This is a genomic window from Rubritalea marina DSM 17716 (assembly GCF_000378105.1).
Lineage (GTDB): Bacteria > Verrucomicrobiota > Verrucomicrobiia > Verrucomicrobiales > Akkermansiaceae > Rubritalea > Rubritalea marina.
On the sequence record NZ_KB899250.1, the window covers coordinates 1 to 16,402 of the forward strand.

Sequence of the window (16,402 nt, forward strand, 5' to 3'; positions counted from 1 at the left end):
CTTCAGGTGGCCGTGGCGGAACTTCCACGAGAATGTGGAAGTGGTTGCTCATGATGCAGAAGCTGAGGACGCGGACGCCGCAGAATTCTTCATAGAGGCGCATGATCTCAACGAACTTCGATTTTTCGCGATCACCGAAGAGGAATTGTCGGTCGACGACACGCGAGACACAGTGGTAGATGGCGGGTCTGAGTTCTTTACCGGCCCAAGGCGCTAGGGTTCTAGGGGAGGACATAGAGCAGATTGTAACACGGGAAGCCCTGTGGCATCAACGATCCTCTCAATTTAGTCTGTCTAGGAATAGAAGGAATAGGATATAGGAATAGGAATAAGTACCATTACCGTTTACCAAGTACTCAGTTCATTCTGTGAAGCAATTTGTTCACATGGCCGATTCGCTCCTTCCTAGATCGACTGATAGCAGTTGTGCTGAAGGTGAGCTCACTTGGTACGATCTCGGCCCTCTTGCATCTACCGCTGTTCCAAACACAAAAAAGCGACTGAGCCATGAGCCAGTCGCTTAGTAAATAGGTTTCGTCATCTAGACCAATGACGTTGGCTGCGCCACTACTCCCACTCGATCGATGCTGGTGGCTTCGATGAAATATCGTAGAGCACGCGGTTGATGCCGGACACCTCATTGAGGATTCGGCTAGAAACCTTGCGCAGCAATGGAGTTGGTAGGTCAACCCAGTCGGCAGTCATCGCATCTTCAGAGATGACGGCGCGCAGGTTGGTGGCGTACTCGTAAGAGCGCTCATCACCCTTCACTCCAACAGTCTTTACCGGAATGAGGCCCGCATAAGCCTGCCAAGTCTTCTGATACCAGCCACTCTCCTTCAGTTCTGAAATGAAGATGTCATCACAATCGCGGATGATGTCGAGGCGTTCCTTGGTCACCACTCCAGGGCAACGTACGGCAAGGCCCGGTCCCGGGAATGGGTGGCGGTCGAGGATGTCTTGCTGGATGCCCATGTTGGCACCGAGCTCGCGCACCTCGTCTTTGAAGAGCTCAGCCAATGGCTCAAGCACCTTGCCTTCTTTCTGCATTTCAAGGATGCGGTCGACGCGATTGTGGTGGGTCTTGATCGTGGAAGCCTTGGAATTCTCGTTGGAGGCGGACTCGATCACGTCTGGGTAGAGCGTGCCCTGTGCGAGCATTTCGGCATCGCCTACAGCGTCCCAGAACACATCGATGAACATGTTGCCAATGATCTTGCGCTTCTTCTCAGGATCTCCTTCACCAGCGAGGGCTGTGAGGAATCGCTCAGAGGCGTCGACCACTTGGATCGGCACTCCCATGCGCTTGAAGTTCTTCTTCACTTCCTCAGTCTCGTTCTTACGCATCAATCCTTGATCCACGTAAATGGCTTTCACATTCACCCCTGCTTCGTGCAGAAGTACCGCCAACACTGTGGAATCAACACCGCCAGACACCCCGCAGACAACTTGCTTCTGGCCCACGCGCTCGCGGATGCCATCGATCAGTTCTTGCTTGAAGTCTTCGATATGGAATGGAGCGAGCTCGCCCGCCACATCGAGGAAGTTCTTGAGAATTTGAGTTCCCTCGTGTGAGTGGGTCACCTCTGGGTGGAACTGGATACCGAAGAACGTATCCCCCCACTGCAGTGAAACTGGCGTGCCATGTTGATTTTTTGCAATCACAGTGCAGTCATCTCCCAGGCTATCGACCGTGTCTGAGTGGCTCATCCACACTTGAGATTCCTTAGAAATCTCCGCATAAAGTCCGGATTGCTCGACGGGGAACAATCCAGCCTGACCATACTCACGGTGGTTGGATTTCTTTACTGAGCCGCCAAACTTGATGTTGAGCAACTGCATGCCGTAGCACACACCGAGCACGGGAACCTTGTACCGTTTAAGAAGATCAAAATCGATATCTGGAGCATCCTCATCGCTGGTGCTCTTTGGGCCCCCAGAGAGGATGATCGCACCGGGCTTGCCAATGGCATCTAGGTGCTCTGGTAGATATAACTTAGCAAAATAGCCGAGCTCTCGTACGCGACGCACGATAAGCTGGGTGTACTGTGAGCCGAAATCGAGAACGGCTACGTGGTTGATTTCTTCCATGATAGTTGAAGTAGAAAATAGAGAGTATTGATAGAGAACAAGCATCCTGCACTCCAGCGCAGAAACTTATCTAAAAACTAAGAACTCAAAACAATTAACCCAATGGCTGATAGTTCGTCGGTTCTTCGGTGATGGTGATATCGTGAGCGTGGGATTCGCGAAGGCCTCCAGCCGTGATTTGAGTGAATTCTGCACGCTCGCGAAGCAAGGCAAGATCTTGGGCACCTACGTAGCCCAAACCGGAACGCAGTCCGCCCATGAGCTGGAACACCACATCAGCTACTGGGCCTTTGTAAGGCACGCGGCCTTCCACACCCTCAGCAACCATTTTACCAGAAGCATTCTGGCTGTAGCGATCTTTAGAGCCTTTGCGCATGGCGCCGAGTGAGCCCATGCCTCGGTAGGTCTTGAAGCGACGCCCTTGGAAATGCACCGTTTGACCAGGTGACTCACGAGTACCCGCTAGTAGGGATCCCAGCATCACTAGGTCCGCCCCTGCTGCCATCGCTTTCACAATGTCGCCTGAATAACGAATACCGCCATCAGCAATCACAGCCACGCCGCGCTCGCGCGCCACGGAAGCCACATTTTGAATCGCCGTAAACTGAGGCATCCCCACACCTGCCACCACGCGAGTGGTACAGATAGAACCAGGACCAACACCCACTTTTACCGCTGAAACCCCTGCATCGCAGAGATCCTTGGCTCCTTGAGCCGTCACCACATTACCAGCAACAACAGGAACTCCCAGTGTCTTAAGATTTTTGATCACCTCAATCACCACTTGTGTGTGGCCAGTAGCCGCATCGATGAAGAGCGCATCCGCACCAGCCGCCACCAGCGCCTCAGCGCGTTGCATGTGATCCGGCCCAGGGCCGACAGCCGCACCACAGCGCAGCTGACCATTGGCATCCTTCGCCGAGTGAGTGAAAGTCATGCGCTTCTCAATGTCCGCACCAGTAATCAGACCCGCTAGCGAGCCGAAACCGTCAATCAGTGGAAGCTTTTCAATACGGTTCTCATAGAGGATGCGGCGCGCTTCTTCGATACAAGTGTCCGCAGGGGCAACCACGAGACGGTCGATCGGAGTCATCACATCAGCCACCGCGCGGTTCTTATTCTCCACATAGCCGATGTCACGGCCAGTGACCATACCTTCTAACTTGTTGTCTTCATCCACTACTGGGAAGCCAGAAAAACCTTCTTGAGCAATGATATCGCGCACTTCCGCAAGAGTCATGTTCTTGCTAACAGTAACAGGGTCATGAATCACGGCATTTTCTGAGCGCTTCACTTTAGCCACCATGGCTGCCTGCTCTTCGATCGTATTATTTCGGTGAATCACACCAATGCCACCTTCACGGGCGAGCGCAATCGCGAGCTCAGCTTCCGATACAGAATCCATTGCCGCAGATACGACAGGAATGTTCAAACCAATGTCTGGGGTGAGCCAAGAGGAAATGTCCGTCTCATTCGGAATCACCGCACTGTGCTGCGGTACGAGAAGAACGTCATCAAATGAAAGTCCAAGAGAAATCTCTGCCATGCACGACACAAGAGGTTTTCACCCCATATTGCAAGCGCAAACCCTCGCTGAAGCGTTTTTGTCAGTCTAGTGCTCACTCACAGACTGCTCGCCTAGCATGAATACGTATTAAGTCATTAATCTCATTTAGCTAAGACCTATAAAACATTGATTCAATCAATAGAGTATCATCAATTATCGATTTAAATAATTAAGAGCCGACTGTTAGTTTCACATGCATGACCGCACTACTGATCATGCTACCGACCACAGCCGTCATGCTGTTGATAGAAAAACTATGGCCAGCCAATGACTTGCCGAAAGTCAACAACTGGTGGGCCAGAGTCGCCTTAACCAACCTTTGCCAACTACTCATCGTTCTTTGTATTGGCTATGCAATCGAGCCACATCTGAGCAGCATCACGCCTCCATGGGCCTTGAGCCTCCATGTGAATCTAGCCTGGCAACTTGGAATTGGCTACCTGCTCACCACATTCCTCTATTACTTCTGGCACAGGCTTCGGCATGAGTCGCGCTTCTTTTGGAAACTCTGCCACCAGCTGCATCATTCCCCCGAGCGCATGGAGGTGTTGATGTCATTCTACAAGCATCCCGTAGAGATCACTCTCAACGCATTGATCAGCTCCACCATTAGCTACTTGATACTCGGTTGCAGCATTGAAGCTGCTGGCTTGATCACGCTGGCCACCGGCATTGCTGAGCTCTTTTACCACTGGAATATCAAAACCCCCGTGTGGCTCGGCCCATTATTTCAGCGCCCTGAGTCGCATCGCGTGCATCACCAACGCTACCGCCACACCAACAACTACTCCGACATCCCCCTGTGGGACATGTTGTTTGGAACCTACAAGAACCCACGAAAGCGTGTCGAGCATTGTGGGTTCCAAGATCAAAAAGAAGACCGCATCGACGACATCCTCGCCTTCCGCGATGTGCTCTCAAAAAACTCCGACAAGGTCTCCCCCCTACACCTGCTTCCCAGCTGTATCGGCTGCTCCAAGCGTTGGGCCTGCCACGCCTCTCAAACAAAGCAAAACACCAAACCATGAAAACATCCAAATTCGTCAAAGGCTCCTGCGCCCTCCTCTTGCTGCTCGGCTGCTCGACTATGCTAGGAGAGGCGCTCTCCAACAAAGCGCTTAAAGGGTTCGGGCTCGCCTCGCAGATCGCCCCCTACACCAAAGTCTTTGGCATCGCACACAGCTATGAACAGCAACAAGCCTTCGAGACATTCGCCTGCAGTTTCACGCTAGAATACACCCTCCCCAATGGCGAACGCAGCGCGCTTGAGCTGAGCCCTGAAGTCTACTCCAAACTCCGTGGCCCTTACAACCGGCGCAATGTCTATGGTGCTCTACTCGCCTATGGCCCCGCCCTCTCGCCAGAACTCAGAGCTCGTGGCCTCCAACAAGCATTGCTCTCATCGCATGCCATCATCGATGAGCTTGGCATCCCAGAGGGCAGCACAGACTTCCAACTCACTATCCGCTCCAAAAACCCCAAGCTCAATCACTCTAACTACCTACTCACTCCATGAACCACAACAGCACAGCCTTCAGCCTATTCCGCATTCTCTTTGGGACGTACTTACTCATTCATTTCGCTCAACTGCTCCCCTATGCCGAAGAGCTTTTCAGTTACTCGGTCATTTTTTCTGACACTAGCCCCAGTCCCTTTCAAGGGATGTGGCCCAACCCGCTCTTCAGCGCCACCCCACATCTAGCAAGCGCGATGGTCAGTCTCGGCTGCCTAGCCTCCATCTGTATCATCGTGGGCAGGCTGAGAAAAACTGCAGCCTTCTACCTGTGGTACCTCTCCACCTGCCTTTTCACAGCAAACCCACTCATCTCAAATCCATCACAAGCCTACACTGGGTTGCTATTGATCTTCCTGACACTCATCCCCCATGGTGAAACATGGGTCCTCAATCGACCAGAGTCAGCGGATTGGCACTTTCCCTCCACCATCAAAAAGACCGCCTGGTTGCTTCTCGCTATCGGTTACTCGTTCTCCGGCATCTTGAAACTCTCAAGCCCCAGCTGGTGTGATGGCTCCGCACTCGCTTTTGTGCTCGAGAACCCACTGGCGCGACCAAATGGATTGCGTGAGCTCATGCTGAGTTTCCCACCCGTGTTCTTGATGCTCCTGACTTGGTTCACACTGGCACTCGAGATCCTCTTCCTCCCGCTGGCATTGATCAAGCAAGCTCGGCCCTGGCTTTGGCTCGCCACCGTTGCGATGCACATAGGCATCATGTGCGTGATCGACTTCGCCGACCTCAGCTGCGGCATGCTCCTGTTTCATCTATTCACCTTCCAGCGGGATTGGCTGCCAGCTCGCCGTGGGACACACATCCTCTTTGTCGATGGTGCATGCAGCTTCTGCCACAGCTCTATCAAGGTACTCACAAGATTAGACCCAGAGCGGGCACTCTCCTTTAGCACACTGCAAGGTCTCACCGCACAGCAATACCAAATCCAAGACGCTGGCCAGGCCGCAGACGCCGCAGTGCTCCTGGAACATGCTGGAGCAGCCGATGCGCGAACGTGGCGCGGTGCCGATGCGATCCTTCGCTCCCTCTATCTCGCTGGTGGCTACGGCTCGTTGATCTGGGCACTGCATTACTTACCCCAATTTCTCAAAAACAAACTCTACCAAGTCATCGCAAACCATAGGTACTCCATGAGCACCCTGTGCCCCATTCCAACTCAAGAACAACGTCAACAACTCCTTCCTTAACCATGAATAAGAAACAACTCAAACTATGCACCTTCCTGCTCGCACTCATTTTTTTCAGCTCAGGAAATATCGGCAAAGGCAAAGCTCACACAGGGATCTTTCCATTCTCATTGATGGAAAAGGCTCCGAGTGAACGAAGAACAAGTAGACGGGCGAACACAGCAACGACCCAACTAGAGCCGGTTGCTCACCACAATCACCATCAACACGATGCACCCGATATGACTGAACTCCAAGCGGGTGATGTCATCGCCTTCTACATGCCGCACAAAGAAGCGCGTCACTATCTCAAGCGGGGCAAGATTCAGAAACTGCCCTACGAGCTCTTCAGCTTCGGCCACCTTGCCGTGGTGGTCGAACACCCTGCCTCAGGAGAACTAAAGCTCTTGCAGGTCGCGATGAAGCAACGCTGCAACATCGATGAGGACCTCAGCTACCTCGATGGGAAATCCTGGAACGTGTACCGAGCTCCATCAGGGGCGATTGACTCAGCACGTTTGACTGAATTTGTGGAACACCTCTGCCACTCCTCCCACCCAGCACCCAAGTATGATTACACAGCAACGTCTGGCATAAGCAATGGCATGATATACCCGAACACCCTCGATGAAATCAAATCGAGCTACACCTGCACCACCCTCGCCGTGGCAGCGCTACACTATGCGGGATTCAGTCTCTACCCGATGCAGCGCTCAGGCTTCATGGATGTGCTCACCCCCAAGCAAGTCATCAGCGCTTGGGGAGCCCCGCGCCACAAAGCTTCAGCCACTCTCACGATGGCGCAATGACTGGCAATGGGGCCCAAACAAGCCGCTCACTCACATCCACACGGGGCTTGTAGCTGATCATTCACTACCGCCAAACGCGGAGCGTCTAATGCATGGCTTGCTTGCACCCACGCTTCAAAGCTCTCAAAGTCCGGTGGGTGCTGGCTGTAGGCAGCTTCATACCATTGCTGAAGCTGTCCACCACACGCCTGAACCAGGGTGAAATCCAAATCAAATTCCTGGCTGCGAAGCTCCCTGTCCAGCCGCCCGGCTTTATCCAATTGCACCTTGTGCCAAAAGCGCTTCAGGTGCATAAGGCCAAGGGAGCCTCGGTCCTCGCGGCTAGTGAGCTGTGGGTCGGGCTGGTAGTGTGGTGTGTCATAGATGAAGTCCGGCGATTCTGAGAAGTCGTAGTGAAAGGGAATCTGACGTCGTTCGCCAAAGTAAAGAGCATCCACATAGATCGGCATGTTCAAGCTGCACTCATTGCGCCTCAGCCAATGCTCGCCATAGACCTTGAGATCGGTCTCCACGCACAAGCGCGTCGGTAGTCCTTCCCCATCCGGCACTTCGAGCACCCCCTGGTAGGCATCCATCCGCTCCTCGCGCGCCGCCTGAGCAGTCTCGCGCGATAAGGTGAAGACGTGCCCCAAAAGCACCCTCTCATTGCCATCATTAGATTCCAAGGATGCGTGGATCTGAATCTCCTGCGGGATGAGCACGCCCTCGGGCTTCAAAAATTGCTCAAGGTGGGCGAAGATCTTCACCTGTGGTTCGCGGCGCAGCATCGCCGTCATCGTTTCAGAAATCAGAATATCAAAGGCATCAATCGCGCTCGGCTGCCACAGCGTGGCGTCTGCTTCATCCACCGAGACCACGCGCTCTTCAATGCCGTAGAGCGACACCAAGTGCTGGATCGAGGACACATTGCGCGCGTGGATGTCGATCAAGCAAATATCTAGTGGCGCTTCGCGGAAGTAGCGCGCCACCAACGGCAATAGCAACAAGCCATAGGGCCCAGTTCCCGCATACAAAATGCGCACGCGCTCGTTCGCTGCCAGAGCATCCTCGATCGCCTGTTTCACCCCTTGCATGAACACCTGAGTGCGCAAGGGTTCCTTCAGACACTTCGCCGCCTGCACCGGCGAAATGGCCACGCCATGTTGCGTCTCAGCATCGTCGCGCGTCAGCATCTCCTCCTCCACCGACACCCCAGTCAGCTCAGCCAAGCCATCTGCCATCGCCTGCACCAACGGTGTGGCCAACGCAAAATCACGCGGCATCGAAATCAATTGCTCCATCAGCTCTAGCAAGGATTGCACCTTCGCTTCAGCTGCCTCAGAAGAATGGGTCAGGGTCATCATGAATAAAAAAATCTAATCTAACTAATGTTAGCTCACCGCATCTTTAGCGAATGGGGGAGCGCCTTACAAGAGTGCATCTGCACTTAAATCCCAGAAAGATCTACGTGATAAGACCCAGAGCTAACACTGAAACATCGACACTAAGCGGAATGGGCAACCATGAAGTAATGGCTACACCATTTCACTAGTTTCAAATAACGATTACCCCTTCTTCCAATTCGCCTTCAGCTCGGGCAGGAGCATGAGTGAGGCGATGAAGATGCAGCTGGCGCCAATAATCGCAACAATGGTGGGTCCAACCCACTGAGCCAGTTCAAAAGCAAGGAAAGCGGAGACGATGCCGCGCACACCAGTGAAAAAGGTATGCACGCTCATGTACTCGCTGACCTTGTCGGCAGGGGCAAACTTGGTGGTCCAGAGTGACCAAAGCACCACCCCCCCGCTCTTGCCAATACCATGCAGAACCATCCCAAAGCAAAGCCCCCAGAAACTAGGAACTGAATAATAGACGAGCAGACCAGCAAAGAAAAAGACATTGATGATCACACGAAGGCGGTAAAATTCCACCTTATCGTAGATCGCCCCCCAAGCGACGATCGACACGATGAATACCAGCATGGGAATCGTGGTCGTGATCAAGCTCACCTTCTCAGCACCAAAGCCGAAGTTGTAAATCGGGTTGGTGATGTACTCCACAAACAAGGCCATGCAGAGTAAATTTCCAAAGCCTAGCACCATCCAAGAGCTGATCAATTTGCGAAAGACTGGGTCAGCCTTGAGGTGCCCAAATGAACCCAAAATCGAGAGTTTCATACTCTTGCGCAAGTACACCCGTTCCATGCACAAGGTAAAGAATGCTTTCATGAGGCTCGCGCCACTGAATACCCAAAACAAACCCGCATAGGAATCATCATGCTCAAACAACCAACGACCGGCATAGAAGGCGAACACTGCCGCCACGATCGCTCGCGACGTACCCATCAATGAAAACAAACGGCCCCGAATCGAGTCCGCATAATGCTCGCGGTAGATTTGTGCCTGCAAGGGTGCCGCCAGTGTGTGAGTCGTGAGTCCTGTCACCGCGCCCACCACAAAGGCATGCGCATTCCCCTCCGTCATGGCTACCAAGCCATAACCCATGGACGCCACCATCCACCCGAGGGCTGCAGAGACATTGGCCGACCATCCGATCCGCCGCACAATGGCGACAGAGAATAAACTCAAAATCAAACCACAGGCTGGGCCAGCGATGATCAAAGACTTGGCAAGACTACCCAGGTCGAGCATTGCCACAGCAATGAACATGGCGAAGGTTGAGCTCACGGTCTCAGTCACCCCCATCGGCACAGAGCGTAGGATATCTAAGGTAAATGTTCTACGCCATGTCTCCGACCAAATCACCACCCTGTCGTGCGCCCACACTCACTCAATAGCAAGGAGAAAACGATTGAGCAGACGCTCAGAGCACGTCAGAACAAAAGTCAAAATTGTGCGTGATTTTTCTCAAGAATCTGGCACTCACAAGTCTGTGAGCACGAAAGAGAACATCCTAGGGGTTACACGTGATGACCTCAGCACCTTCTTCACCGAGCACGGAGGATCCTCCTTCCATGCCAAAGAAGTGATGGAAGCGATCTACCGACAGAATATCCGTTGCTTCTCGCAGATTGACTCAATCACTGAAAAGTACCGAGAATTACTGATCGAGCACTTCGTCATCGAGCTCCCTCAGATTGTGAAGGTTCAAGGTTCAGAAGACACCACTCGCAAGTACTTGTTCCAGCTCCACGACGGACGCTACATCGAATCAGTGCTCATTCCAGCCACACCGCTAGAAGACGGCACCCGCTCCGAGCGCATGACTGTCTGTGTCTCATCCCAAGTCGGCTGCGCCTACGGCTGCAAATTCTGTGCCTCCGGGCTCGACGGCCTCACCCGTAACCTCAGCACAGCAGAGATCATCAGCCAGCTCGTCGCCATTCAGGAACACAGCCGCAAGACCGTCACCAATGTCGTCTTCATGGGCATGGGCGAACCACTCGCCAACTTCAAAAACCTTAACAAAGCACTCGACATTATTGTCGGGCACTGGGGTCTGCACCTCGCACCACGCTCCGTCACCGTCTCCACTTCAGGCCTCGTTCCCATGATCCGCAAACTCGCTGAACGCGAGCAACAGGTCTCACTCGCCATCTCACTCCACGGTGCCACCAATGAAGTACGCGACAAGATCATGCCGGTGAACTCCAAGTGGGATGTCGATGAACTCTTCGACGCTCTCCATTACTTCGCCAGCACCAACAAGCAACGCATCACCCTCGAGTACATCCTCATCCAAGGCATCAATGATGCGCTTGAGCAGGCAAATATACTCGCTCAAAAAGCTAAAAAACTCGGCGGTTTCGTCAACCTCATCCCCTACAACACCGTGGAAGGCCTCGAGTGGGAACGCCCGAGCGACGAGCATTGCAAGCTCTTCCGCGATACCGTTAAAGCCACTGGCGTGATGACCACCATGCGCCTTGAAAAGGGCCATGACATCGACGCCGCCTGCGGCCAGCTCCGCCTCAAGGAGATGAAAAAAACCGCGGAATCATAATCTCTAATTGTAATCCCGGCGTCTGAACTGCCAGCAGGTGAAGCTGAGCACCACCACTTGGAACAGAGCAGCCACCCACCAGGGATTGCCTTTGGATGCAGTTGCTGTCCCCCCCACAGTGCGGATTTCACCTTTGATCTGAATCACTGACTCAAGGCGATCCGTGATTGCGGCAACATTCGGCAGTAGGCGGTTCACCGTGCTCAGGTAGCGCTGACTTTGCTTCAGCTTGATGAGTTCGTCTGGCTCCTCATCCAAGTGCATGGCCTCGATTTGAGCAACCCCGCTTTCCACCCCTTGTTGCGCAATTTGTAGGCCCCAACTTGCAGCAGACAAGAACACAGCAGCCATCAAGGCCATCAGGCTAGAGCGGGTGATGACACCGACCCACGCCATGATCACAGCATAACAGCTGTAGGCAAAAGTCACGATTGGCACCACCCAGAAAAGCGAAAGATTGAGCACTCCCGTGCGCAGGTAAATGGAGATCACGCCGATCAAACAAAGCACCAATAGAAGTGACCCCACATAAATCAAACAACTGAGGTACTTCAGTAAAATCAAGCGCACGCGTGATATTGGTTTCGAAAGAGATACTTCAATCAGTCCGCCACGGATGAACTCCGGGAATACTGAGGCCGTCGTAAGCAAGGAGAGCAGAATGAATCCGCTACCTAACCAATATGGCACAATGGCATCGCGAAACACTTGCTGATAGAGCACACTATTGCTTTGCTCATCCATCGCCCAGCTACTGCCATGAAATTCTGAAGCTCCAAAGAAAATACTCCACGATTCACCTGCATACCCGATCGAGGCGTACAGTACTAGTAATAGCACACTCAGTGTCGCTGATGCCCAGAAAAGAAATCGAGCGCGCAGCATGCGCATCGTTTCGAGCAGAATGGTGACAGTTTGAATCATCTTTCCCCTCCTGCTGTCACGTCCGAATCTGTCACTCGATCCACGAAAATTTCTTCCAAGCTGTAGCGTTGTTGAGCAATCCCTGTGATGGTCATGTCTTCACTCCTAAGTAGATCAATAAGCTGTTGGAGCTTGGCCGCTTCTAAATTCTTGATGCTCAATTTACCCGCATCGACTTTCATGGGTGCAATGTCGAACAATGCCTTCTCAAGCTGTGATTCGATCAATCCATCTACCAACACTTCGGTCCGCGACGACTCTGCTTGCAACTCCGAGAGCCTCCCTTGCTCAACCATTTTACCTTCCTTGAGAATTGCCACATGGTCACAGAGCATTTCAAGCTCACCCAGCAAATGGCTGCTAATCACAATGGTTTTCCCCTGTTCCTTGAGGCGCAGCAACATCTGGCGCATCTCACAACGGCCCTCGGGATCGAGCCCATCGGTCGGTTCATCAAGGAAGATCAGCTCGGGGTCATTCACCAATGCCTGCGCCAAGCCAATCCGCTGGCGCATTCCTTTTGAATAGGTGCGTAGCTTGCGCCCAGCAAAGCCTTGAGCCCCGACAAAGGTATAGAGCTCCTCCTCGCGTTTCCGACAAAACTTCTGGCAAACCCCTGACATCCCAGCAGCGTATCGCACCACTTGCTTGCCAGTCAGGTAGTCAGGAAATTGAACATTCTCGGGAAGGTAGCCTACCTTCTGTAGCACCGATTTCGTACCAATTGGTTGCCCGAGCATCACTCCAGAACAAGTCGATGGCCGAATGATCCCAAGTAGAATCTTCAACAAGGTACTCTTGCCTGCGCCATTAGGACCTAACAGACCGAAAATTTCGCCACGAGGCACAGTAAAATTCACCCCCTTCAAGGCCTGCAAACGACCACGGTAGCGCTTGCGCACTCCCCTGACATCGACTGCCGGCATGTATGGGTTTTCGGTCATCACCTAAACTAGAAATTGCTGAGGGTCGGAGAAATCAACCCACCCAGCTAGTATGAAGAATGTTTTTGAGACGGTCGACTTCTAATGCTGTCGTTTTCGCGATGAAACCCGCCTTGTGGGCAAAATGCACATCCTCACAATCATTCACACGGGTGAAGTCCAATCTGAGATCATCATTAAAACGGCTCAGACCATATCCTTCTCCACGACGATCCGGGTAAACCATCGCGGCACAGCCGAGTTGATTCTTCTCAATATAGCGGCTCATGCAGGCGGACAGTTCACCATTATCTGCATCGACACGTGGCATAAACAACGCTTTAAACCCTTCGCCAAGCTCCCAAACCTCACAGGCATTTGCGATTTCATCCATGCGCGTGCGCATCCCTTCGAGGTAGCTGATCATGTCCTCGCCAATCATTCGCATCACCTCATAGATCGGCTGACCTGGGTGGTGCTCTTGCTCCTTGGCAAAGCGTCTTAGAAGCGTGATGTCTACCGGCGAGTTGAGCTTTGCAACAGTCAATCGATCAACACCCAACCATTGCGAGGTCTTCACGATCCCACGAGTGTCTATCCATTCCGTGGTCTCAAGCCAATCACAGAACTCACGCGCCTCTTCATACAATCTGAGATGCTTGAGTACCAAACTCAAGGCACAAGTCGGCGCATAGTTTGCCGGAAATTGGTGATGATCAAAGTTCATCTGCTCTGGAGCATGCTCGCCCCCAACATCCACCACTGCTGTGGAGCGGTCACTCAAATCATCCGCACTTGGCTCACGCCGCAATACTGGAACAGCATAGCGCGCGATCATCAAGCTACAGGCCAAAAAATCATCCTTATGGGCACCACCAGGATGAGTCACAATCCGCTCTAAACTCATGCATCTAGCATCCTTTAGAAATTGCGAATGTCAACACTTCCAAGCTTACTCGCTGGAATCAGATTCATCGTTAGAATCAACCCCGTAACTCTCAATGATCGACATGCATGCCATCCAGCGCTGGGCAAAGTCCTCATCATCTTCAGCCAACTTCATCGCACCAAGCTCGGCAAACTCTTCCAAACCAGTGAGGTAGGCATACGCCACCAGGCCTTCGCGGCGGGCAGACTCAGATAGCTCAGAACTAATCAATTGTCGGTGAAGGTCGATAAAATCTGAAGGATCAACCATGTCCCACTTGAGCAGACTCTCCACACCTGATTGGTCAGACACGAGGAAGCCGTCAGGTGTAGAACCCAAGATGAGAGTGTAATGAATCCCCTCACTGCCTTTCAGAGCAAAATTAAAGAGCTCACCATCTAGTTCCTTCTCGGTGATTTTGAAGAGATTCTGTACCAGCCCAGAAAGGTAAGAAAGCTGCTTGATCCATTCCTTACCCTCATCTGTGCGCGGCTTCGCAGCCTCTAGCTCATCAGCAAGCTGCGTTAGCCGGTGCTCTTCGATACTAGCACGAATGTCGTCCTGTCGCTTTTGCCACGATCTTTCAGCGGCTATTTCCTCTTGCTTGATGCGTTCCTGATGTTCTTCGCGTCGCGTTTGGGCTTCAAGCAAACGGATGCCCACCTGCTGCTTCCAGAGCATGACATTGTAGGGTGCTCTTCCCTGAGTTTTCAGCGCCTTTGCCAACTTACCTAGCTTGGCTAGGGCTGCATCTGCATCGCGACGATCATTAATTTCTGGTTGTGCACCCGCGTAGTTGCGCAGCACTTGATAGTCCGCAAGGTAGTCACGACTGACTGATTCGTAGTAGGCTCCCGCTGTACCATGGCTACTAGAAAAGGCACTCATCACACGTCGGAATTTCGAAACGGCGAATTTCCAATTCCCCTGTTCCCACTCCTTGAGTGCCGAAGCAAATAAGATGATGTGATGAAGGTCTTCCCCCACTTCGCCTTCCTCGCGCAGCATCACTGAGTCAAACCCTTGTAACTCGCTCAGCGCCGCACGCAGTCGCTGCTCCAGTTCATTCGGCTCACTCTCTTGCTCCTGACGACGCTTGAGTACTTGGTGCAAGCTTCTACGAGCTCGGTTAGAATCTCCCTTCATCCAGCTGGCCATCGCCGAGTGAACACCAGCCCAATAGACGGTTTCACCTTCGACATTCGGCTCCATCGCCAAGGCGAGATACACCTTCTGTGCATCGCTGAACTTCTTGGCCTCCATCAGCGTCTGAGCATCTCGAATCATCGAGGCCACCATGAGGCGCACCGCCTCTTGAGCTTTTGCCTCAAGCTCTTCCTCAGTTTCTTCTTCTGGTTCTGGCACCTCAGCCACCTCGCTAAGCACCGGAGCCACCACAGGTTCAGCACCGCGATCCATCACCACCAAAATCCCTGCAACAACAATCAAGCAAAAGACAGCGATCAATGAACCCGTGGCCTTCTGCCGCGAAGCAGAGCGCGCGCGCGAAACCTCTTCCAATGAGACCGGATCTTCCAACACCTTGGGATCGCGCCCAGATTGATAATACTCATCCACCTTGCGCAACGCTTGCTTGAGCTCTGCGTAGTCCTGATAGCGATCCCCCACCTCGTAAGCCATCGCCTTGTTGATCACATCACAAAGCGCCTGACTCACATTCGGAGCCACCTCCTCTAGAGGAGCAACCTCTTGCTTGATTTTTAGTAGCTCTGTGGTCGAACGCGTCTCGGTGGTGAATGGAGGTTTACCTGACAGCGCATGATACAGACTCGCTCCCAGAGCAAAAACATCTGAACGCAGATCCTCAGGCTTCATCTCAAGCGTTTCAGGAGGGACATAATACGGTGTGGCCCATACTTCATCAGCAATGGCAGTCCCACCAGACGTCATCAATGCCAAACCAAAATCTACAATCTTCGCGTGTCCATCCCGGTCAATCAACACATTGCCGGGCTTCATGTCGCGGTGCAACAAATTCTCGGAATGCGCAGCATAGAGGCCATCCGCAATCTCAATCGCCAACTTGGCAATCATTTCCTCATCTTGCGGCCCACTGCGAGCGATCATCTCTTCGAGACTTTCTCCCTCCACCAGCTCCATCGCGATGTAGTAACGATTGAATTCCTGTCCCACCGTGTAGACACGGACCACATTCGGGTGACTGATTGAGGCGGTAATCTGCGCCTCTTTTTCAAACTCTGCCGCGCGCTTCTTGTCCTGCGAGTATTCCTCGTTCAACAACTTGATCGCCACATTGCGCCCAAGGCTCACATCGGTGGCACCATACACCACACTCATCCCCCCAACTCCTTGACGCTTAAAAATCTGATATCCCCCGATGCGGCTTTTCACGTGGGTGTGTTCTCCACAGTGAGGGCACTGCACGTTGGTGTAGATCGGCAACATGGTGATCTCCATTTCTCCACCACATGCCGGACACTTTTCGAGCTCTATCTCAAAATCTAGGGGTTCGTCCTCCATTTGCTAGATCCTATATTTA

Annotated in this window: 14 protein-coding genes; 5 read left to right on the top strand and 9 right to left on the bottom strand. The window is 52.7% G+C overall.

The window, feature by feature from the left end:
- From F454_RS16050 to guaB, 3 genes are all read right to left on the bottom strand, one after another.
- Positions 1-235: transposase (locus F454_RS16050; protein ID WP_205618985.1), on the bottom strand; the 235-nt coding region annotated here is incomplete at its 3' end.
- A 332-nt stretch (positions 236-567) separates the two neighbouring features.
- Positions 568-2,082, bottom strand: coding sequence for a glutamine-hydrolyzing GMP synthase (gene guaA / locus F454_RS0103695; RefSeq protein ID WP_033367359.1), 1,515 nt, complete (start codon positions 2,080-2,082; stop codon positions 568-570).
- Between the two features lie 103 nt (positions 2,083-2,185).
- Positions 2,186-3,637 (bottom strand): IMP dehydrogenase, encoded by a 1,452-nt coding sequence (guaB, locus tag F454_RS0103700; RefSeq protein ID WP_018969276.1) that lies wholly within the window; start codon positions 3,635-3,637, stop codon positions 2,186-2,188.
- Between the two features lie 218 nt (positions 3,638-3,855).
- On the opposite strand from guaB, the gene F454_RS14050 reads away from it, so the two are divergent.
- From F454_RS14050 to F454_RS0103720, 4 genes are read left to right on the top strand one after another with little or no spacing between them, the layout of a single operon-like run.
- Positions 3,856-4,686: a sterol desaturase family protein gene (locus tag F454_RS14050; protein WP_018969277.1), complete on the top strand. Its 831-nt coding sequence runs from the start codon at positions 3,856-3,858 to the stop codon at positions 4,684-4,686.
- Positions 4,683-5,174 (top strand): hypothetical protein, encoded by a 492-nt coding sequence (locus tag F454_RS0103710; protein WP_018969278.1) that lies wholly within the window; start codon positions 4,683-4,685, stop codon positions 5,172-5,174. Before F454_RS14050 ends, F454_RS0103710 begins: the two co-directional genes overlap by 4 nt.
- A complete protein-coding gene (locus F454_RS0103715; protein WP_018969279.1) occupies positions 5,171-6,376 on the top strand; it encodes a DCC1-like thiol-disulfide oxidoreductase family protein in 1,206 nt (401 codons plus the stop codon). Before F454_RS0103710 ends, F454_RS0103715 begins: the two co-directional genes overlap by 4 nt.
- A 2-nt stretch (positions 6,377-6,378) precedes the next feature.
- Complete coding sequence (locus tag F454_RS0103720; protein WP_018969280.1) at positions 6,379-7,164, top strand: hypothetical protein; 786 nt, start codon at positions 6,379-6,381, stop codon at positions 7,162-7,164.
- Positions 7,165-7,190: 26 nt separating this feature from the next.
- On the opposite strand, the gene F454_RS14055 is transcribed toward F454_RS0103720, so the two are convergent.
- On the bottom strand, positions 7,191-8,507 hold the full coding sequence (locus F454_RS14055; RefSeq protein ID WP_018969281.1) for an SAM-dependent methyltransferase: 1,317 nt from the start codon (positions 8,505-8,507) through the stop codon (positions 7,191-7,193).
- 201 nt (positions 8,508-8,708) lie between these two features.
- Positions 8,709-9,830: an MFS transporter gene (locus tag F454_RS0103730; protein WP_156817117.1), complete on the bottom strand. Its 1,122-nt coding sequence runs from the start codon at positions 9,828-9,830 to the stop codon at positions 8,709-8,711.
- A gap of 166 nt (positions 9,831-9,996) precedes the next feature.
- On the opposite strand from F454_RS0103730, the gene rlmN reads away from it, so the two are divergent.
- Positions 9,997-11,106, top strand: coding sequence for a dual-specificity RNA methyltransferase RlmN (rlmN, locus tag F454_RS0103735; RefSeq protein WP_240471535.1), 1,110 nt, complete (start codon positions 9,997-9,999; stop codon positions 11,104-11,106).
- Between the two features lie 3 nt (positions 11,107-11,109).
- On the opposite strand, the gene F454_RS0103740 is transcribed toward rlmN, so the two are convergent.
- From F454_RS0103740 to F454_RS15515, 4 genes are read right to left on the bottom strand one after another with little or no spacing between them, the layout of a single operon-like run.
- Complete coding sequence (locus F454_RS0103740; RefSeq protein ID WP_018969284.1) at positions 11,110-12,030, bottom strand: hypothetical protein; 921 nt, start codon at positions 12,028-12,030, stop codon at positions 11,110-11,112.
- The gene (locus F454_RS0103745; RefSeq protein ID WP_018969285.1) at positions 12,027-12,974 is read right to left on the bottom strand and encodes an ABC transporter ATP-binding protein; all 948 of its coding nucleotides are present in this window, start codon (positions 12,972-12,974) and stop codon (positions 12,027-12,029) included. Before F454_RS0103745 ends, F454_RS0103740 begins: the two co-directional genes overlap by 4 nt.
- A 34-nt stretch (positions 12,975-13,008) precedes the next feature.
- On the bottom strand, positions 13,009-13,860 hold the full coding sequence (locus F454_RS0103750; protein WP_018969286.1) for an MYG1 family protein: 852 nt from the start codon (positions 13,858-13,860) through the stop codon (positions 13,009-13,011).
- 45 nt (positions 13,861-13,905) lie between these two features.
- On the bottom strand, positions 13,906-16,383 hold the full coding sequence (locus F454_RS15515) for a serine/threonine-protein kinase (RefSeq protein ID WP_018969287.1): 2,478 nt from the start codon (positions 16,381-16,383) through the stop codon (positions 13,906-13,908).
- Positions 16,384-16,402: the final 19 nt, after the last annotated feature.